Here is a 19,418-nt window from a genome sequence, read left to right as displayed (position 1 = left end):
GATGTCAGGCATCAGGGGCTTCGACAAAAGTCCCGTCAAATATGACGCGCTCAACCGGCACACGCTGTGAAGGCACTTCACGCACCCGCAGATCTTCCGGAAGAATCTCAGCCGGAGCCTGCTTTCCGATGGCGATTGCGGTTTCAAAAGCATAATCGGCTGGCAGTTGCAGACCCGCATGGGTCAAATCGACATCACTAACACCACTCATAGTGTGAGCCGCCCATCCAGCATGGTGTGCCTGCAAAAGGACCAGCATGGCAGCGGCCCCGGCATCATAAGAATGAGTGCGGGAAAAAACACGATCCGGCGTTGTTCTCGGGATCATGGTGGTACGCGATGCGATATAGACGAGCGCTGACGCTGACTTGGCCCATCTCTGGTTCACCGGCTTCAGCCAAGACAGGAACTGTTCCCAGTTTTCTGTTCCTTTCCGGGCGTACATGAACCGCCACGGCTGCGAATTATACTGGGAGGGAGCCCACCGGCCCGCTTCAAGAATTTCACGAAGAACTTCGTCAGAAATTGTGTCGTCCGTAAAAGCGCGGGGGGACCAGCGATTGACGATCATTTTCATGATTGAGGAAGATGCTTCGCGGTTGGGGGCTTCGGTCATCACGGATCTCACGTTGTGGGAATGGTAACATCACGCAGCATGCTGACGAGGCCCAACTCTAACAGGATTTCCGTTTCGGATTAGTATCATAATAAATCCAAGACTATAGCTTCAGGAAATAGCGTGTTCCTGAAGCCTGTCGTGCAGTATTGGAGTTTCCAGCCGCATCGTTACCGATGTTTTGGATACGGACACCCCGGCCTCCAAAAGCTGTCATACTGGTCTCCTTATTCTGTTTTTTACTTTCGGAAAAACAGGCGGAGGGCTCGAAAAACCCTCTGGTTTTGCTCCTCTCTGTATGATTCCATTTTTCCTGAGTTGATTGGGATATGGATCATGAAGCAGTGCGGTTTCTTTGATATTGAAGCCCGGCTTACCCCGTTTCAGCGCTCTGGGTGACTAGCTCGAAGTGTTTTCCCGAACTGTGGATTTTGAAGTCCTCCGTCCGGATCTAAACCAGGCTCTAGCGTATTCCGATGAGCGCAAGGGCAGACGTCCGCCATTCGATCTGGTGTTGATATTCAAGTTCCTGATGACCCAGACGTTGAACAACCTGTCCGATGAACAGACGGAATACCTGATCAATTATTGCCTGCCCTTCATGCGCTTCTTTGAACTGGGGCTTTCAGGTCGGGTGTCGGATACCAAAACAATCTGGCCGCTCCAAAGCAACGCTATACCGACACCGAGAAAACGTATCTTCGAGAGGGACGTATTCCCGAACACTGGCAGAACAAACCCACAAAACGGTCGCACTCAGGATCGTCATGCACGCTACCCCCTGAAACTCACGGAAACGAAGCGTCAGGACGATGGAACCATACCATCCAGCGATCTCGCCATCCCGTTCGGTGCATTCCAAAATGGAAAACACGTGCCAAGCGCATCAATTAACGGTTCTTCGATCCCTCCACTTCTTACTTAATGCCTGATTTGGTCTGAGACACCTTCCCCGCGGCAGCCCAGCGGTCCTGGGGAATCGATGAACGAACAGGCCATGTGAGACTATCTGTCCGCTTCAAGCCGTGCATATTATCATCCTGTATAGGCCTTCTTGGCCATGTAAGGATACCGACAAGATACTACCAGTATGGCAGTGAACTGTTACCAGAACTTGGCCATAACTGAATTGATTTTATTGAAGAGAAGGGGACCTGGTGGAGAGAGTTGGATTCGAACCAACGTAGGCGTACGCCAGCGGATTTACAGTCCGCCCCCTTTAGCCACTCGGGCACCTCTCCGGGTCGGCGGTTCAGATATGGCGGATTGACGGCTATGTCAATTCCCTGATGTCGATTATATGCTTTTTTATGGCCAGAAGATCTCCCTCCCGTTCCGCCCCCGATCGCTCCACGAATCGTTCCTCCTCTCCCGCCGGACATGCCGAGCAGACACGCACTCCCGGTGAGCGTTCGAAAGAACGCGGTGGCCGGTCTGGCCGTGGCCATGGGGGCAGTTCCGGCTCTGGCTACTGGATTTACGGACACCATGCCGTACAGGCCGCGCTCGCCAACCCCGAGCGTGTCATTCATGACTTTCTGGCCACGCGCGAAGCCGCGCTTGCATTCGAAAGCGCTTCACGCAAGCCGCAGATCGTTGACCGTGAGCGCCTCGACAAGCTGTGTGAGCGCGATGCCGTTCATCAGGGTCTCTGCCTGCGGGTCGAGCCTCTGGAGACGCTCGCCATTCCTGATATCGTTGAGCGCAAGGGCCCGGTTCTGGTGCTGGATCAGGTGACGGATCCGCGTAATATCGGCGCCATTCTCCGCTCTGCCGCAGCATTCGGCGCGGCGGCACTTCTGGTGCAGGATCGCAATGCGCCGCAGGAAAGCGCTGCGATGGCGAAGGCGGCTTCGGGCGCGCTGGACGTTGTGCCGATCCTGCGTGAGGTCAATCTCTCCCGTGCGCTTCAGGCGCTTCAGGCCGAGGATTTCTGGGTTGTCGGGCTGGATGCCGGGGGGACGCGACTGGATGGCAAGAGCTTTGCCGGGCGTCGTGTGGCGCTGGTTCTGGGGGCCGAAGGCGCAGGGCTACGTCGCCTGACGCGCGAGACCTGTGACGAAATCGCCAGCGTCTACATGCCCGGCGACATGGAGAGCCTGAATGTCTCCAATGCCGCCGCCGTCGCACTTTACGAACTGGTGCGTCCGGTCTGAGAGGTACACGCTGAACGGGTTTCCGGGAGCACTGAATGCTCCCGGAAAACTGAGGGTCAGTTAGGGCCGGATGTGGCGGACAGGTAGTCCGTGTATCCTTCTGCGCCCTGGCTGTACCAGGTCTTCATGTTGTCCGGCTGAAGGGCGATGCCGCGGGCGAAACGCTCTGGCAGGTCAGGGTTCGAGATGAACTTACGGCCAAAGGCGATCGCATCGGCGTGACCTTCCGCCAGAGCTTTCTGTGCACTCTCGAACGTGTAGTCCTGATTGAGCACCAGCGGGCGGGTGAAGACCTTGCGGATCTGCGGGGACAGCTTGGGCTGCTCCGTTTTTCCGAACGTGCCATCCGGGCCGGGTTCCCGCAGTTCGAGCCATGCCACGCCCAGATCCTGAAGCAGTTTAGCGGCTGGCACGAAGACCGTCTCCGGCGCGCTGTCGATGCAGCCCTGCGTGTCTCCGTTGGGGGAGAGGCGTACGCCTGTACGTTCGGCGCCGATGGCTGCAATGACGCGCTCGGTGACTTCCTTCAGGAAGCGGATGCGGTTTTCGGGAACCCCACCATACTCGTCAGCCCGCTGATTCGTACTGTTTCGCAGGAACTCGTCAATAAGATAGCCATTGGCGGCATGGATCTGCACCCCGTCGAAACCGGCGCGGATGGCGTTGCGGGCTGCGTTCTCATAGTCACTCAGGATGCGGCTGATATCGGCGGCATCCAGCGCGCGGGCCTCTTCGTAAGGCTTCTTGCCTTCGTAAGTATGGACTTCGCCCGGAGCGGTCGTGGGAGACGGCGAGACGGGCTGGGTTCCGGTGACGGAGGAATGAACCATGCGGCCCATATGCCAGAGTTGGCAGACGATCTTGCCGCCCTTTGCATGCACGGCAGCAACAATCGGCTTCCAGGCTTCGACCTGTGCGTCTGACCAGATTCCCGGAGCGAACGGCCATCCCAGACCTTCACGGGAAATCCCGGTGGCTTCCGTAATGATCAGTCCGGCACTGGCGCGCTGGGCGTAGTATTCCACCATGATGGGGGTTGGAACGGCATCCTTGTCGGCGCGTGCGCGTGTGAGCGGTGACATCACGATCCGGTTGTTCGCGTGAATGGGACCGAAATCGATGGGATCGAACAGGGTTGGCATCACTTAATCTCCTCTGGACAGGGCCGCATAATGTTCGACAATAATCGAACAAGGCAAGCCTTTTGTTTGACAGGACTCGAACAAAGCAGGTGTTGCGATAAAACCTCAGGAAAGGGATAAGACCCCATGCCTGCCTACGACCATCCTGACCCCGCGACGTTCGAACTGACCTCGGTGCTCCGCGCCCTGGCCGATCCTGCACGTCTGGATATCGTCCGGCATCTGGGGCGGGTCGGAGAAGCGAACTGCGCAACGCTGGTCGGGACGCGGCCCAAATCCAGCATGTCGCATCATTTTCAGGTTCTGCGGGACAGCGGGGTTCTGCGGACACGCATCGAAGGGGTTCAGCATCGCAACTCTCTGCGTCGCGAGGAACTCGACATGCGATTCCCCGGGCTTCTGGCGGCTATTCTGAACGCTCCCTGAAGAACAGCCTCAGTTCCTGCGCCAGATTTCTTCTTGGATGCAGGTTGCGAACACCAGCCAGACGAAGAACGGCACCTGCATCGAGGCCGCCTTGCAGTCCACTTTGTGCGCCGTGCAGATCGAGGCCCCTGACATCATGATCAGGCCGACGCAGATGGCCAGACCTGTTCCGAGCTGGCGCTTGCGGAATACGAAGAACGGGAACCCCGCCCCCCCCCGCGACACAGAGTGCCCAGAGGACCAGAGCCATCGTCCGGCAACAGGATTTTTCAGCGCGCAGAAGCCGGTAGCCCGACCAGGCCAACAGGCCATCCAGCAGCGTCCAGATCACGGCGTAGGCCGGTCCGGGCGGATTGAAATACGGCTTGTTCAGGCGGTTGTACCATTGGCGGGTGGAGGGATCGTCGGCAGGGCTGATTTCCCGGGCAGCGTACTGAACTCCGAAAACCGTGCCGGCGGCGAGGACCGCATCAACCAGACGTCCCATAATCCCTGATCCTTACATAAATCCTGCTGCCGTAACGCGGCAGCAGGGCTTACGGTTCAGGGGGCCGGGGAGGCCGATGGCGCGGGCGTGCCGAAATCGAGCTCGGCCGCGATCTTCCCGGCATCCGGATTCCACAGCAGGACCCGGTCACTGCCGGCGCCGCTCAGCGTGACGGCCATCAGCCCGTCAGGACGGGAGGTGACGGACGTGATGTGTTCGCCCGCGCCCAGCGGAAGCGCCAGACGGGAAAAGCCGCCATCAACCAGCGGGACGGTCGCCGTCACGCTCGGTCGGGGATGCAGAAAACGGTAGGCAATCACGCCAATCAGCCCGAAGACGGCCGCGATGATCAGCACGCCCATCAAAATTACGGCGGCCAGAAGCGCTTTTGGTGTGTGCGACTCGCTGTTCGCCATTTCCTCGGCTACACCCTGTGTCATGTCTGATCCTGTTTCCCCATTCCGTCTTGTTGTCGATGCGTCCACGGCTGGCCAGAGGGCCGACCGGGCGCTGGCGGACGCCATCGGCACGGTTTCACGCTCCCGGGTCAAGGCCCTGATTGAAAGCGGCAATCTTTCCGTCAATGGAAAGACGGTCTGCGAGCCAGCGGAAACGCTGCGCGACGGCATGGAAATGCTGCTGACATTCCCGGCCCCCACCCCTGCCCGGCCGATCGCCGAGCAGATTCCGCTCGATATCCTTTATGAAGATGACGACCTGATCGTGCTCGACAAGCAGGCCGGGCTCGTTACGCATCCTGCTCCGGGGAACGAGACAGGCACGCTGGTTAATGCGCTGCTCGGCCATTGCGGTGAAGGATTCGAGGGAATTGGCGGCGAAAAGCGGCCGGGAATCGTGCATCGTCTGGACAAGGATACGTCCGGGCTGATGGTCGTGGCCAAAACGGCGATGGCTCACAACGCCCTGTCTGAAGCCTTTGCCGCCCGCGATATTGACCGTGCGTATCTGGCGCTCGCCTGGGGGCTTGTGCCGTCCGAAGGCGAGTTTGACGGCAATATCGGCCGTGACAAGAGGGACCGCAAACGCATGGCGGTCGTGGGCAGTGGCGGCAAGGTTGCCTTGACACGGTTCAAACTGATCGAGCCGTTTCAGGCTGCCGTGTCCCTGATCGAATGTCGCCTCGCCACTGGACGGACCCATCAGATCCGTGTTCATCTTTCGAATGCAGGCCATCCCCTGCTCGGAGACCCGGTCTATCTGCGCCGGATTCCCGCAGCGGCGCGCGGCCTGTCGCAGGATGCGAAAGAAGCGGCGCTTGATTTCCCCCGTCAGGCGCTCCATGCGACCCGACTCGGATTTATCCATCCGCGGACAAAAAAACAGCTTTCGTTCGAAACCGCCCCTCCTGAAGATTTCCAGGCCTTGAAAAAGCGACTGATCGGCTAAACTTTAAAAGGTTATTGACTTTTTTAGCTGAGCCTGTCATTAACTGCTTATCCGACGAGCTGACGCGCCGCCGGAACGGATCGTACCGCCAGAGGTCGCCCAGTTCGGGGGCTGACGGTCGGGGACGTGAAAGTCCTTCCCAATGCGTCACCTGGGTCAGACGGAACTCTTCCGTCGCCGGTCCGTATGAGTCTCCAGCTCATCCGGATGCGGGTTAAGCCCCGGGCGAAAGGAGTCGAAAACCATGGCATCCCCAGCCGTCATTTCAGTGGGTCCAGAAAACAATCTCACCCGCTACCTTCAGGAAATCCGCAAGTTCCCCCTGCTGACGCCGCAGGAAGAGCTCGATCTCTCCCGCCAGTGGCGCAAGAATGAGGATACGAGCGCGGCACACCGCCTCGTCACGTCCCATCTGCGTCTCGTGGCCAAGATCGCCATGGGTTATCGCGGTTATGGCCTGCCGGTGAACGAACTTATCAGCGAGGGCAATATCGGCATGATGCAGGCCGTGCGCCGGTTCGATCCGGAGCGTGGCTTCCGCCTTGCCACCTACGCCATGTGGTGGATCCGTGCCGCCATGCAGGAATATATTCTGCATAGCTGGTCGCTCGTGAAAATTGGCACCACGGCCTCCCAGAAAAAGCTGTTCTTCAATCTGCGCCGTCTCAAAGGACAGATGCAGGCCATTGATGACGGTGACCTGAAGCCGGAGCAGGTCAATTCCATTGCCACAACGCTTGGTGTGCCGGAGCAAGACGTCCTGTCCATGAACCAGCGTCTGGCCGCGCCTGACCACAGCCTCAATGCGCCGCTGCGCATCGATGGTGAAGGTGAGTGGCAGGACTGGCTCGTGGACGATCACGAAAACCAGGAGCAGACCTACGCTGCGTCTGAAGAGTTCACGGGGCGCAAGGCTCTGCTCGATCAGGCGCTGATGACGCTGAACGAGCGTGAGCGGCACATCCTGAGCGAGCGTCGTCTGAAGGAAGAGCCGTCCACCCTGGAAGAGCTTTCCCATCACTACAACGTCTCGCGCGAACGCATCCGCCAGATCGAGGCCCGTGCGATGGAGAAGCTTCAGAAGGCCATGGCCGCCGAAGTGGAACACCGTCGCCGCGAAAACGGCCTTCAAGCCTGAAGAAACATCTTTCACGAAAAACCCCGCTGGAGCATGGCTCTGGCGGGGTTTTTCGTGCTGAAACACCAGCCGGAATGATGGAATTGCGTTTCCCATTCTGGAGGAGACAGCAGCATCCCCTCCGGACAACCGCTCAGGACAGGTTATGCAGTCTAAGGCGGAGCGGGTGGCGTAGGGGCACGGTCATAGGCCTGACAGGCGATGAGACTACAGAGCAGAAAACAGCCCGAGACAAACGCAGCAATATCCAACGCCTTCTCTCACAGCGCATAAAAAAAGCCGGGGAAGTCACATTCCCCGGCTTTTGTCTTATTCGAGCCCCAGATCGTGGCCCGCGGAGCGAAGCACCTCAATGCCTGGAAGGATCTTACCTTCCAGCCATTCCAGGAAGGCCCCGCCTGCCGTAGAGACATAGGTCATCTTGTTTGCAACACCTGCATGGCGCAGGGCAGAGACCGTGTCACCACCGCCGGCGATCGTCTTGAGCTTGCCGTCTTCCGTAAGCTGCGCCGCATACTGAGCGACCTCGACGGTCGCCTTGTCGAAAGGTGCAATCTCGAACGCGCCGAGCGGACCGTTCCAGACCAAAGTCTTGAGCGTGTCCAGACGTTCGCGAATCAGCGCGACCGTACGCGGACCAGCATCGAGGATCATGGCATCATCCGGGACTTCGCCAATCAGGCAGGTCTCGGTCGGGACATGGGCCTTGAACTCACGCGCCACGACAGCATCGACCGGCAGGACGATCTCGCAGCCCTTCTCCTGCGCAAGATGGGCGATCTTGCGCGCCGTCTCGTGCATTTCGGCTTCCTGCAGGGACTTACCCACATTCATGCCTTCAGCGGCGAGGAACGTGTTAGCCATCGCCCCTGTGATGAACAGCGTGTCCACCTTCTCGATGACATTCCCGATCAGATCGAGCTTCGTCGAGATCTTGGAGCCGCCAATGATCGCACCGACCGGACGCTCCGGGTTTTCCAGAGCTGCGGAGAGAGCGCTTAGTTCGGCCTGCATCAGACGTCCGGCGAAGGACGGCAGGTCGCGGGCCACACCTTCAGTTGAGGCATGGGCACGGTGCGCAGCCGAGAACGCGTCATTGACGAAAATATCGCCATTCTGCGCCAGGGCCTTGGCGAACTGCGGATCATTCGCCTCTTCACCCGCATGGAAGCGCGTGTTTTCGAGAACGATGATGTCCCCGTCTTCCATCGCGCCCACAGCCGCTTCCACGGTCGAGCCAACGCATTCGGCTACGAAGCCGACCGGCTGGCCCAAAATCTGACCAAGCTTCAGCGCGATCGGACGGAGGGACATGGTCGGAACGACCTGACCCTTCGGGCGATCAAAATGACTGAACACCACAACGCGCGCGCCCTTGTCGGCCAGTTCGCGGATCGTCGGTGCAACCCGCTGCAGACGGGTGTCATCCGTGATGACGCCGTCATGCATCGGGACGTTGAGGTCGGCGCGGACCAGCACGCGCTTGCCGCGTGCGTCCACACCATCAAGGGTGCGGAAGGCCATCACTCAGAGGGTCCCGAACAGGGCTGCCGTATCGGCCATACGGTTGGAGAAGCCCCACTCGTTGTCGTACCAGGAGCAGACGCGCACCATCTTGCCACCATCGACAAGGACCGTCTGCGTCGCATCGAAGATCGACGACGCCTTGTCATGGTTGAAATCGGAACTAACGAGCGGCGCCGTGTTGTACTCGAGAATACCCTTCAGAGAGCCTTCGAGCGAAGCAGCACGGATGGCTTCGTTGACGGCTTCGGCGGAAGCCGGAGCGCGCGTCGGGACGAAGTCCAGCGAGACGACCGAGACATTCGGCGTCGGAACGCGGATGGAGGTTCCGTCCAGCTTGCCCTTTAGGTGCGGCAGAACCAGACCGACGGCCTTGGCGGCACCCGTGGAGGTCGGGATCATGTTGAGCGCGGCGGCGCGGGCACGGCGCGGGTCCTTGTGCAGGGTGTCCACCGTGCGCTGATCACCCGTGTAGGAGTGGATCGTGACCATGTAGCCACATTCAATCCCAAAAGCCTTGTCCAGAACGGAGGCCACGGGCGCCAGGCAGTTCGTGGTGCAGGACGCGTTGGAGATGATCTTCATGTCCGGCGTCAGAACATCATTGTTCACACCGTAAACGATCGTCGCATCGACGTCCGTGGCCGGAGCAGAGATGACGACCCGCTTGGCACCGGCTTCCAGCAGGGCCGAAGCCTTTTCGCGGGACGTGAAGAGGCCCGTGCATTCCATCGCCACATCGACGCCCTGGAACGGGACCTGTGCCGGGTTGCGCTCGGCGGACACCTTGATCGGACCATAGGTACGACCATTGGCTTCGATGATCAGGCTGTTGCCCTCGGCGCGGACAGTTCCCGGAAGACGGCCATGCGTGCTGTCATAGGCCAGAAGGTGCGCGTTGGCCTCGACGGAACCCAGATCGTTGATGGCGACAACTTCGACATCCGTGCGACCGCTCTCGATGATGCCACGCAGCACCAGCCGTCCGATCCGTCCGAAACCGTTAATCGCGATTTTTACAGCCATGACCTGCCCTACTCCGTTTCTTGAAAACTCGGGCATCCTCCATAGCACCGCCACAGCAGAGCAACAGGGGGCATCAACAGTTTTTCATTAAGTTGGCTCTATAATCTTGCTCAAAGCCTCCGTTCCTGCGACGGTTCCGCACGATATGGCACCTTTTGTCCGACATTTCCGTTCGCCGCGGGGTTCTGTGCCCCGCTCCGTCCTCCTGATGGGAGGGCTTCTTCTGGCCGCGCCCCTTCTCTCGGGATGCAAGCTGCTGGACCAGCGCACGTTCAACCCGAATGCGGGCAAGCCCCCTCACCCCCATATTCCGCCTGCGCCGCCTGCACCGCCGCCACATGCTCCGTTTCTGGCGATCGCAGGGGGGACGCCAGAATCCGAATACGGCCCCATCGTGGAACGCGCTGCGAAGGCTGCCCTGTCACGCAAGGCGAACGTCCTCTTCATCGTGCAGGCCTTTGCACCGCCACAGCCGACCCCCGACGGTCAGGCACAGGCCTTAACAGATGTGACCAACCATCTGGCGGCAGTCGTCGCGTCCCATCTTGAAAAGGCTGGCGCACAGCCCATCCAGATCGAAATGCACGCCATTACCGATCCGTCGGCCACAAAACCGTCCGTCCGCGTCGACGTACGCTGATCTCCGAAGCCATGCCCGGAACAGAGGCGCTGTGAGGTACCGGACCGGGACCAAACTGGTGCTGGGTATCCTGTGCACCGGTTTCGGTCTGTGCCTCTTTCTTAACGCCACAGCCCTCGCCGTCCTGCGGACAACCGCAACACTCCGGGAAACATCTGCTCCTTAAAGCAGCCGGGTCAGAAGCAGCCCCAGCGCTACACCAATCGCAAACAGGATCAGGCCGTTGCGCAGACGTGTTCCGATCGGCGTCCGCTCGGGCACAACAGTTTGCGTCACGCTGTCACGCAGCGCAGCCATTTCTTCCTGCTGCGCACGGGCTTCTTCCTGTTCCTGCCAAACCCGGCCGCTCATGCGCCGGATGTAATGCCCGGCATCGGCCGGGGTTGTTGCGGCATGGTCAACAACACGTTCGGCCAAAGTCCGGTTTGCCGTATGTCCCAGCCCCAGAACGCGATGCGCAGGACAGGCGGCCAAAACTTCCAGCACCAGCGGGTTTTCGAACACCACAAAATCGGACACGTCCCCGCCCCCACGAATCAGAACGATGATGTCTTCCCGGCAGGTGCGGATCGCCTCTGCCAGACGACTTGGATCGTTCATGGCCGTGGGCAGACTTCGCACACGTTCCGGGCGCCAGGCCCCGCCGAGAGCCTGAAGGAAATCCTCGGCCACCAATGCACTGGAGGCTGCGGAATGAATCAGCAGGAGCCGCGCCTCCGGCCGGGTGGGATAGGGGTGAAATGCGCAGGGCAACCCACGCAGGACGTCCAGAACGGAACGTTCGACGCGTTCGATCTTCTGACGATCCGGATCATGCAGTTCCACGGCGACCACTTCGAAACGCAGAACGACCTGTCCGCGATACTGTCGGGCGCGCAGCATGCCGGTGACATGGACGTAATCGCCGGGCCCGACTTCGGCCCGCGCCAGAATGGATTTCTGCACTTCGAGAGCCAGGGTGGTTCCGAATTGCGGATCGGTCAGGGGAAGCTGGTAATATTTGGGATAAGCATTAGGCGCGGCATCACCAAGCTGTCCCGCTACGATCAGCGGAAAGCCCCATTCGTCGAAAGCGGCGCAGATCTCATCCAGCCGGGCAGAAAACAGATCCTGCACCTGAAGCGGCGAGAGGACTGTCAGTGTTGTTGTGTCTCCCGCCGCGGAAGATGAGCGGGAGCGTCTCGGAAAAGCGTCCATTTGTTACCATATGGAGAAAGAACAAATGTTCTCACAGGGGGCTGAGGCCCTCTCACGTGATTTTTTGCCTGTTTTTCAGAAGGTTGTGAACTGGTGGGCCGATTTGATCCCGAAGCGCTGTTCAAACGTCTTGCCCGGTCCCGGTTCCGCACCCGCTTTCACCTGGACGATCAGGCGCGACTCTATCTCGAAAGCCGGGGCCTTGATGCCGTCATGGAACATGGCACGGCTTTCATTGCCGAACGTCTTGCCCCGGCCCATCCACCCCGCGATGGCAAGCAGACGCCCATGCGCGGGCATCCGGTATTTATCGCACAGCATGCCACAGGTGCGTGCTGCCGGAGCTGCCTGTCCAAATGGCATGGCATGGCCCCCGGCAGGGCTTTGACACCCGAACAGCAGGCGCAGATCCTGCTTGTGCTGCGAAGCTGGATCGAGCGGGATTTTGGGCGAACCATACCCAAAAGCCCGGCGCAGGGGGCGCTCTTCTGAAGCCTCAGTCCGGTTGGCGACGTGGCACGAACCGCTCCGCCAGGAAGATCAGCAGAAGTGCCGCAGCCCCCAACACGATCTGCGAACGCGTTTCGGGCTGGATCAGCATAGCGGCCAACGTGCATCCGATAAGGACCAGCGCCACATAAGCCTTCCAGGGCGACTCAGGCACGAGCTTCAGGCGCCCTGCCACGATCATGGTATTGTTGAACACCATGAACCCACCCGTCAGGCTGACCAGCAGGCCAAAAATCAGCGTCGGCGACAGAACGGCCAAGGCAGCCACAACAATGGACGCTATGGCGCTGACCAGAATGGCGCGCCGTGGCAGTTTTGTGGATGCATCCACCGTCAGAAACAACCCCGGCGCGGAGCCGGATTCCGCCAGTTCATACAGGATGCGGGACGTTACATAGATCCCGGAATTGAGGCTGGAGAGCGCAGCCGTCATGACAACGAGCGCCAGCGCCACATCCGCGAATGGGATATGCAGGCGGTGCAGGACCAGCAGGAATGGCGAATATCCGGAAACCACATCGCTCCACGGCACCAGACACAGAACGAGCGCGATGGATACGATATAGAACCCGCCAATGCGCAGCGCGATGGAGCGCGTGGCGCGGACAATGTTCTGCTCGGTGTTGTCGGATTCAACGGCCGCAACGGTGGAAATCTCGCTGCCGCCCATGGAGAACAGGATCGTCGGGATCACGGCCAGAAGGGCCAGCCAGCCATGCGGCAACACGCCGCCATGCGCGAACAGGTTTTCATGCACAGGAATGGGGCGGCTCAGCAGCACCCAGACGCCGATACCAATGAAACAGACGATTGCCAGAACCTTGATGGCGGAGAACCAGTATTCGAACTCGCCATAGCCTTTGACCGACATGAGGTTCACCCCGGTCATCACTGCCATGATCAGGATTTCCAGCACCGCGTAAGGTAGCGGAATATAAGGGGCGAGCATCGTGGCCACCGCGATGACCTCCACGGCGATCGCGATAATCCAGGTCAGCCAGTACGCCCAGCCAGCCACAAAGGCTGCGCGGTTCCCAAGCGCGTACTGGATCTGGCCCAGAAACGATGCCCGTCCCGGCACCTTCAGCGCCAGATCGCGCATCATCAGATTGACCAGGAACACCAGCGTTCCGGCAAGCGCATAGGACAGCAGCACCGCAGGACCACCCAGCGAAAGGGCCGCGGACGCTCCAATGAAATATCCCGCCCCGATCACCCCTCCCAGGGCGATCATGACGACATGGCGCGTACGCAGACTGTGGGCAAGCTGGTCGGGCTGGCTCATGGACAAGGGACTTCCTGCTGTGGACGGGACGGTGTTGCGGGCCAGACGTTTCAGACCGGAAGATCTCTGTTGTCCGCCAGGGTTTCCATGGTCATGTACGAGGTGATGGCATCAAGCTCCACCTTGCTGATGATCTGCTGATAGACACGATCGAAATCGTTCATATCACAGGCCACCACTTTCAGAAGATAATCGTATTCACCCGCGATCCGATAAAAATCAACTATGTTCGGGATCGAACCGACCACCTTGCGAAATGTCTCGAACCATTCGCGCGAATGATGGCGCGTACGCATCAGCACGAACACCGTCAGCGTCAGGCCCAGCGCAGAGGCGTTGAGCCGCACCGTGTCATGGGCGATCACGCCGTCTTCGCGCAGGGCGTTCAGGCGCCGCCAGCAGGCATTCTGCGACAGACCAACCTTCTCGGCGAGTTCACGCTGGGAAGGGGTACCCTGCTTTTGGAGGATTCTCAGGATCGCCCTGTCTGTTTGATCGAGTTTTCTGGCCATATCGCATCATATGACCACAAAAACGATTTTTCATCCTCAAAAAAGAAAAGGTTTTTACTCTTTCTGTCGGTCTATCGTTCAATTCTCACGCAGAGGAAGAACATCGCGCCATGGAAACGATCGGCAATCTCGACAACAGCACCGCCATTCTTGAACAGTTCGAGCAGACGCTGCGCGACAACGGGTTGAGCGCGCTGGCCAAGGGGGTGATTGGTGATGGTGCGAAGTTCTCGACGCCGTTCGGGACGCAATCCCTGCTTTATGCCGATTATGTTGCCTCCGGCCGTGCGCTGAAGCAGATCGAGACGTTCATCATGGACGAGATCCTGCCATTCTATGCCAACAGTCACACCGAAGCGTCTTTCTGCGGCGCTTACATGACGCGCCTGCGCAACAGCGCCCGCGCCATGATCGCCCGGTTCTGTCATGCACCTGCTCCCGATTTCACGACCATCTTTATGGGCAATGGCGCAACGGCCGGGCTGAACCGTCTCGTTCATCTGCTGGAAATCCCGGCTCTGTGTGAAACTGGCAAGCGGCCCGTCGTTTTTATCGGCCCTTACGAGCATCACTCCAACATCCTGCCCTGGCGTGAGAGCGGTGCGGAGATTGTCGAAATTCCTGAGGCGCCCGAAGGTGGACCGGATCTGCATGGTCTGGAACAGGCCTTGAAATCCTACCCCGCAGACCGTCTGAAAATCGGCTCGTTCTCGGCCGCTTCCAACGTCACGGGCATCCTGACGGATGTGAACGCCGTCACTGCCCTGCTCAAGCGAAATGGTGCCCTGTCGATCTGGGATTATGCCGGAGCCGGACCATACTGCCCGATTGACATGCAGCCCGGCACACCGTTCGAGAAAGATGCGGTCGTCGTGTCCTGCCACAAGTTCATCGGTGGCCCGGCAGCGTCCGGCATACTGATCGTCCGCAATACCGCCATGCTCCGCACGACACCTGTCCTTCCGGGCGGTGGTACCGTGCGTTTTGTTTCGCCCTGGAACCACGACTACACCGCGAACCTCGCTGCCCGCGAAGAAAGCGGGACACCGAACGTGATCGGAGATATCCGCGCCGCGCTGGCCTTCATCGTCAAGGACGTCATCGGAGACGCCTATATGGCGCAGCGCAATGCGGAACTGCGCGCCCGGGCCGTAAAAGCCTGGAGCAACAATCCCGCCATCGAGATCCTAGGACATCCGACTGCCGACGCACTGCCGATCTTTTCGTTCCGTATCCGCGATGTGAAGAACAATGTGTTCATCCATCAGCAGCTTTTCACGCGCATGCTGTCGGACCGTTACGGCATTCAGGTCCGGGGTGGCTGTGCGTGTGCAGGGCCGTATGCGCATCGTCTGCTAGGCATTGATGAAAATGTGTCTGGCCTGATCCGCAGCGCCATTCTCTCGGGTCAGGAAATCGAAAAACCTGGCTGGACACGCCTGAATTTCAGTGTGCTGATGGATGACAGCAAGGTCGAGCGCATCCTGAACGCTATTAACGAACTCGCCAGCAATCCCTGCGAGACGGCGGCACAGTATGACTGCGACATCACCACGGCGCGCTTCCGTCCGAAGGCAGCGGCCTGAAACAGGCCGCGAACACGCTCTCAGAACAGATAGGCGATCTTCATGTAATAGGCGTTCGTCTCCGGCACGTTCCGTCCTTCGACGGAATGAGAATAACGGGGTGTGAACGACAGGCGTTTAGTGATGAAAAACATTGCACCGACGCCAAGCGCCGTTTCGCGGCTGCTGGAATTGGCGACCCACAGATTGGACGTGTTGTCGTGCATGCCGCCACTGTTCTGCCAGTCGAGCGACAAGAACGGCTCGATGCGTGACGTGGCTTTCCAGCTGAAGCGCAGGTTCGTGTAAAACACGTTTCCAGCCGAATAGCTGTGTTCGCCATTGCGATGTTTGGTGGAGCTTACGACGCTGCCCAGATCGCCATCGAAGCTAAAATGCTTCCATTCGTAATCGAAGATGATGCTCGACAGGTTGGCCCAGTAATGCATCGCCATGGAATCCCGCGTGCCCGACGGTGTTTCCATGAAGGTCTGGATCCCGAGCGTGCTGTGCTTGTTGGGCTTGAACCAGGCGGCGGGTCCGACGATTGTCGTGCCCAGACCACCCCAGTTCTGCCCGTTAGCCAGCGTGTAGGCCTCGGACTGGATCAGTTCGAAGGCGAAGCCGACATGCGGGATCGCGTCGAAACTTCGGAAATGCACGTATTTCGTCATACCGCTCCAGGTGTGACTGCCACCTCGCGCCCGTCGCTGTCCGCCACTGTCGTAAACGGAGCCAGCGGCGTTTCCGTCACCATACTGCACGACCACGTTGAACGGTTTGAAATCGACCGGCAGGTCGTATTCGTGCGGTCCGATGATGGCCAGTGGAATATCCGCACCATGAGCGGCAAAGCCTGGAACGAGAGCAACAGCAGGCAACCAGGCCGTCAGGGCACCAAGACGCACTCCGAGCGTGAATTTGCAACGCATAACGTGAATTTCCATAGAGTGTGAGCGGGAATGTGGAGCGTGTCCTCAGTAAAAGACACGCTCCGTCCGTAAGTGGGCGATCAGTGCGCAGGGGCGCTCTGGTCTCCGTTCAGGCTGTAAGCGATGATATAATCACCGCTGCGGGTGCCAAGGCCCCCATGACCGCCAGCGGCGATCACAACATACTGCTTCCCATCGATTTGATAGGACATCGGCGTGGCCTGTCCGCCAGCAGGCAGACGGTCCTGCCAGATGACCTTGCCGTTCGACATGTCGAAACCGCGCAGGTAGTCGTCGGCCGTCGCACCCATAAAGGACACGCCGCCCTTGGTCAGGACGCTGCCACCGATGTTGTACATCCCGGTCGGAAGCGGAAGGTTGTTATGCGTCCGGAAAGGACCCGTGTCGCGCGTGGTGCCGACAGGGTGCTGCCAGACAATCTTCTTCGTCACCAGATCGATTGCCGTGATCGTTCCCCAGGCCGGGCCCTTGCAGGGAATCTGAAGCGGGTTCAGCCATGGGCTGGTGTAAGCGATGTAAGGCGTTCCGTAATCAGGAGAGACACTCAGCGCATCGCCCTTGGCTTCCGGCTTGTCACCCTGACCGTTCCACTTCGGCAGAATACCGGCATTTTCAGCCTGCTGACGCTTTTCCAGACGGATCCGGAACGGCAGGTAGCTCGCATTGGCGATCAGCAGTTTGCGCTGCGGATCGATGGATGCGCCCTGCCAGTCAACCACACCATAGAATGCCGGATAGACGATCGTCGTCTTGCCGACATGTGGCGGCGTGAACTGACCGTCATAAGCGGACTGACGGAACTGGATGCGGCAGATCATCTGATCCAGCAGCGTCGCGCCCCACATGTCGCTTTCCTTGAGGTCCGGCGGCGTCAGGGACGGCAGGCCAACTGCGTAAGGCTGCGTCGGGGAGACATGGTCATCCGCTGCAACACCCGCGGTCGGAACCGGACGTTCCTCGACCGGGTAACCCGGAACCGGCTTGCCGGTCCGACGGTCCAGAACAAAGAACTCTCCGCGCTTGGTACTCTGGATCAGAGCCGGAATGTTTTCACCGTTCGGGCCGGGCAGATCAACCATGGACGGACCGATCGGAAGATCCATGTCCCACAGGTCATGATGAACGGTCTGGAAGGTCCAGCGGCGTTCACCCGTCTCGATATCGAGAGCGATCGTGGCGCTGGAGGTTGCGTCGTCGAACGGACGGCGCGAGCCACCCCAGTTGTCCGGAGGAGAGTTACCCGTCGGGATATACAGCAGGCCGAGATCCGGATCGGCCGTGTAGACGCCCCATGCGTTCGGGGTGTCACGCGTCAGCTCGTCGTTCGGGCCGGGCTTCCAGTTTTCCGGGTTGTGACCGGCATCCCAGGCCCATTCGATCTCGCCCGTGATCGGGTTAAACGCACGGATTGCGCCGGAAGGCTCGAAATTCGCCTGATTGTCGAAGATCCAACCGCCCAGCACCACGCGATCCTTCACCACCAGCGGCGGGGACGTCACGAAATGGAAGCCATGCGGAACATGACCGAGATACTGGCGCAGAGAAATAAAGCCGTGCTCGCCGAAATCTTCGCAGGGCTTGCCGGTTTCGGCATCGACAGCCAGCAGACGCACGTCGCCGACCGGGGAGAAAAGGCGCTTCTGGCAGGCCTTGGAGCCGTCCGGAGCCTGATAGTCGTCCGGCGCCTTATAATAGGACACGCCACGGCAGGCCAGATAGACGTTCGCCGCCAGATCGGCCGCGGCCGGCTTGGGATCGAACTTCCACTTCACCTTGCCGGTTCTGGCATCAAGAGCCATGACCCAGTTGTGCGGCGTGCAGAGATAGAGCGTGTCATCGACCTTGATGGGGGTGACCTCAAGGTTGAACTCGTGGCCCTGATCAGGACCTGCGACAACACCTTCGTCAGACTTCTGGACGTCACCCGTGCGGGTCACCCAGGCGCGTTTGAGGTTGCTGATATTCGCAGGTGTAATCTGGGCCAGCGGGCTGTAGCGATCACCACCCACCGTGCGGCCGTAGGCAGGCCAGTCGGCTTCGGGCGTGCCTTTCGCCGTCAGATCGGACTGTCCGGTTACGGCCATACGGTCCGCAGGGAGCGTGCCGTTAATGGAGTAGGACGTGAAGCAGCTTGCGATGATCGCAACCATCGCAATGACGGTCGAACCGAGCAGTTCGCGCTTGTCCGAAGTCCAGTTCCGGCCCGTGCGCCACACCCATGGCAGCAGCATCCAGGCCGCAATGCCGACGAGCGTGAAAAGACGGACTTCCAGACCCCAGATGTCGAACCCGACTTCAAGAACGGACCAGATGGTCGCCACCAGCAGAAGGGCCGCGTACAGCCGCGCGGCCAGCAGGGGATTCCTGAAGCTGATACCCGCAGCAGCAAGCATCACGAGGCCCAGAAGGGCGTAGAACCACGAGCCGCCGAGAATGAGGAGATATCCTCCCCCTCCCAGCAGGAAAAGCCCGACAAGTGCGAGCAGGATAGAGGTTAATGAAGACATTACCCTCTGGAGTGAAGCAGACATGACACCTCGTTCTTGCGAAAAACGAAAACCATTCCCTCTGAAATGATTTGTCTTTCCTGGTCATCGGCGGAACGCGTTACCGTTTGCGTCCCGTCATGGCTGTGACGGACGGGAGAGCCCTGTTCGAACAGCAGGAGCAGCAAAAAGCGGCGCCTGCTAACAGCTCCGGCTTCATGCCTGCTTCCCCTCCGCTCCACAGCACTGAACCAGAAAAGAGAAGGAGCACTGCGTTACCGATGGCCTGCAAAACAGCATCCCCGATACGCAACGCTTCGCCTTTTCCGGAAAACGTCATTCCTGATT

The 19,418-nt window shown here is 59.5% G+C and carries 18 protein-coding genes, 1 tRNA gene and 1 pseudogene; 8 read left to right on the top strand and 12 right to left on the bottom strand.

The window, feature by feature from the left end:
• Positions 1-4: 4 nt before the first annotated feature.
• A complete protein-coding gene (locus GSP01_RS03940; protein WP_141350926.1) occupies positions 5-616 on the bottom strand; it encodes a nitroreductase family protein in 612 nt (203 codons plus the stop codon).
• Between the two features lie 336 nt (positions 617-952).
• On the opposite strand from GSP01_RS03940, the pseudogene GSP01_RS03935 reads away from it, so the two are divergent.
• Positions 953-1,481: pseudogene (locus GSP01_RS03935) on the top strand (transposase); the annotation flags it as partial.
• A 290-nt stretch (positions 1,482-1,771) separates the two neighbouring features.
• Here GSP01_RS03935 and GSP01_RS03930 read toward each other — a convergent pair.
• Positions 1,772-1,857: transfer RNA gene (locus GSP01_RS03930), tRNA-Tyr, on the bottom strand.
• Positions 1,858-1,926: 69 nt separating this feature from the next.
• Here GSP01_RS03930 and rlmB point away from each other — a divergent pair.
• On the top strand, positions 1,927-2,772 hold the full coding sequence (gene rlmB, locus GSP01_RS03925) for a 23S rRNA (guanosine(2251)-2'-O)-methyltransferase RlmB (RefSeq protein ID WP_174787539.1): 846 nt from the start codon (positions 1,927-1,929) through the stop codon (positions 2,770-2,772).
• A 56-nt stretch (positions 2,773-2,828) separates the two neighbouring features.
• On the opposite strand, the gene GSP01_RS03920 is transcribed toward rlmB, so the two are convergent.
• The gene (locus GSP01_RS03920; RefSeq protein WP_141350924.1) at positions 2,829-3,914 is read right to left on the bottom strand and encodes an alkene reductase; all 1,086 of its coding nucleotides are present in this window, start codon (positions 3,912-3,914) and stop codon (positions 2,829-2,831) included.
• A 126-nt stretch (positions 3,915-4,040) separates the two neighbouring features.
• Here GSP01_RS03920 and GSP01_RS03915 point away from each other — a divergent pair, with 126 nt between their 5' ends.
• On the top strand, positions 4,041-4,340 hold the full coding sequence (locus tag GSP01_RS03915) for an ArsR/SmtB family transcription factor (protein ID WP_141350922.1): 300 nt from the start codon (positions 4,041-4,043) through the stop codon (positions 4,338-4,340).
• Here the strand turns inward: GSP01_RS03915 and GSP01_RS15555 are convergent.
• Together GSP01_RS15555 and GSP01_RS03905 are read right to left on the bottom strand one after the other, a co-directional pair.
• On the bottom strand, positions 4,321-4,827 hold the full coding sequence (locus GSP01_RS15555; RefSeq protein ID WP_456304014.1) for a TspO/MBR family protein: 507 nt from the start codon (positions 4,825-4,827) through the stop codon (positions 4,321-4,323). The two genes, GSP01_RS03915 and GSP01_RS15555, sit on opposite strands and share 20 nt — an antisense overlap.
• A 56-nt stretch (positions 4,828-4,883) precedes the next feature.
• Positions 4,884-5,267 (bottom strand): hypothetical protein, encoded by a 384-nt coding sequence (locus tag GSP01_RS03905; RefSeq protein ID WP_141350920.1) that lies wholly within the window; start codon positions 5,265-5,267, stop codon positions 4,884-4,886.
• Between GSP01_RS03905 and GSP01_RS03900 the strand changes: the two genes are divergently transcribed.
• Both GSP01_RS03900 and rpoH read left to right on the top strand, forming a co-directional pair.
• On the top strand, positions 5,266-6,234 hold the full coding sequence (locus tag GSP01_RS03900; RefSeq protein WP_141350918.1) for an RluA family pseudouridine synthase: 969 nt from the start codon (positions 5,266-5,268) through the stop codon (positions 6,232-6,234). The genes GSP01_RS03905 and GSP01_RS03900 overlap by 2 nt on opposite strands.
• A 244-nt stretch (positions 6,235-6,478) precedes the next feature.
• Positions 6,479-7,372, top strand: a complete 894-nt coding sequence (gene rpoH / locus GSP01_RS03895) for an RNA polymerase sigma factor RpoH (protein WP_141350915.1) — start codon at positions 6,479-6,481, stop codon at positions 7,370-7,372.
• Between the two features lie 309 nt (positions 7,373-7,681).
• On the opposite strand, the gene GSP01_RS03890 is transcribed toward rpoH, so the two are convergent.
• Positions 7,682-8,896 carry a phosphoglycerate kinase gene (locus GSP01_RS03890; protein ID WP_141350913.1) on the bottom strand — a complete coding sequence of 405 codons (1,215 nt, stop codon included), beginning with the start codon at positions 8,894-8,896 and terminating at the stop codon, positions 7,682-7,684.
• 3 nt (positions 8,897-8,899) lie between these two features.
• A complete protein-coding gene (gene gap, locus GSP01_RS03885; protein WP_141350911.1) occupies positions 8,900-9,922 on the bottom strand; it encodes a type I glyceraldehyde-3-phosphate dehydrogenase in 1,023 nt (340 codons plus the stop codon).
• 145 nt (positions 9,923-10,067) lie between these two features.
• Here gap and GSP01_RS03880 point away from each other — a divergent pair, with 145 nt between their 5' ends.
• Positions 10,068-10,562 (top strand): hypothetical protein, encoded by a 495-nt coding sequence (locus GSP01_RS03880; RefSeq protein WP_141350909.1) that lies wholly within the window; start codon positions 10,068-10,070, stop codon positions 10,560-10,562.
• Between the two features lie 162 nt (positions 10,563-10,724).
• On the opposite strand, the gene GSP01_RS03875 is transcribed toward GSP01_RS03880, so the two are convergent.
• A complete protein-coding gene (locus GSP01_RS03875; RefSeq protein ID WP_141350906.1) occupies positions 10,725-11,759 on the bottom strand; it encodes an exodeoxyribonuclease VII large subunit in 1,035 nt (344 codons plus the stop codon).
• Between the two features lie 93 nt (positions 11,760-11,852).
• On the opposite strand from GSP01_RS03875, the gene GSP01_RS03870 reads away from it, so the two are divergent.
• Positions 11,853-12,251, top strand: coding sequence for a DUF4186 domain-containing protein (locus GSP01_RS03870; protein WP_141350904.1), 399 nt, complete (start codon positions 11,853-11,855; stop codon positions 12,249-12,251).
• 4 nt (positions 12,252-12,255) lie between these two features.
• Here GSP01_RS03870 and GSP01_RS03865 read toward each other — a convergent pair whose 3' ends face one another.
• Both GSP01_RS03865 and GSP01_RS03860 read right to left on the bottom strand, forming a co-directional pair.
• Complete coding sequence (locus tag GSP01_RS03865) at positions 12,256-13,554, bottom strand: amino acid permease (RefSeq protein WP_141350902.1); 1,299 nt, start codon at positions 13,552-13,554, stop codon at positions 12,256-12,258.
• Positions 13,555-13,604: 50 nt separating this feature from the next.
• Complete coding sequence (locus GSP01_RS03860; protein WP_011252091.1) at positions 13,605-14,066, bottom strand: Lrp/AsnC family transcriptional regulator; 462 nt, start codon at positions 14,064-14,066, stop codon at positions 13,605-13,607.
• 110 nt (positions 14,067-14,176) lie between these two features.
• Between GSP01_RS03860 and GSP01_RS03855 the strand changes: the two genes are divergently transcribed.
• A complete protein-coding gene (locus GSP01_RS03855; RefSeq protein ID WP_141350900.1) occupies positions 14,177-15,652 on the top strand; it encodes an aminotransferase class V-fold PLP-dependent enzyme in 1,476 nt (491 codons plus the stop codon).
• Between the two features lie 20 nt (positions 15,653-15,672).
• Here GSP01_RS03855 and GSP01_RS03850 read toward each other — a convergent pair whose 3' ends face one another.
• Both GSP01_RS03850 and GSP01_RS03845 read right to left on the bottom strand, forming a co-directional pair.
• Positions 15,673-16,563: a transporter gene (locus GSP01_RS03850; protein ID WP_141350898.1), complete on the bottom strand. Its 891-nt coding sequence runs from the start codon at positions 16,561-16,563 to the stop codon at positions 15,673-15,675.
• 80 nt (positions 16,564-16,643) lie between these two features.
• Positions 16,644-19,115 (bottom strand): membrane-bound PQQ-dependent dehydrogenase, glucose/quinate/shikimate family, encoded by a 2,472-nt coding sequence (locus GSP01_RS03845; RefSeq protein ID WP_141350896.1) that lies wholly within the window; start codon positions 19,113-19,115, stop codon positions 16,644-16,646.
• Positions 19,116-19,418 lie beyond the last annotated feature (303 nt).

Origin of the sequence: Gluconobacter sphaericus NBRC 12467 (assembly GCF_006539125.1) — a bacterium.
In the GTDB taxonomy this organism is placed as follows: domain Bacteria; phylum Pseudomonadota; class Alphaproteobacteria; order Acetobacterales; family Acetobacteraceae; genus Gluconobacter; species Gluconobacter sphaericus.
The sequence above is the reverse complement of the archived record's forward strand: the minus strand, read 5'-3'. Positions and strand labels throughout refer to the sequence as shown.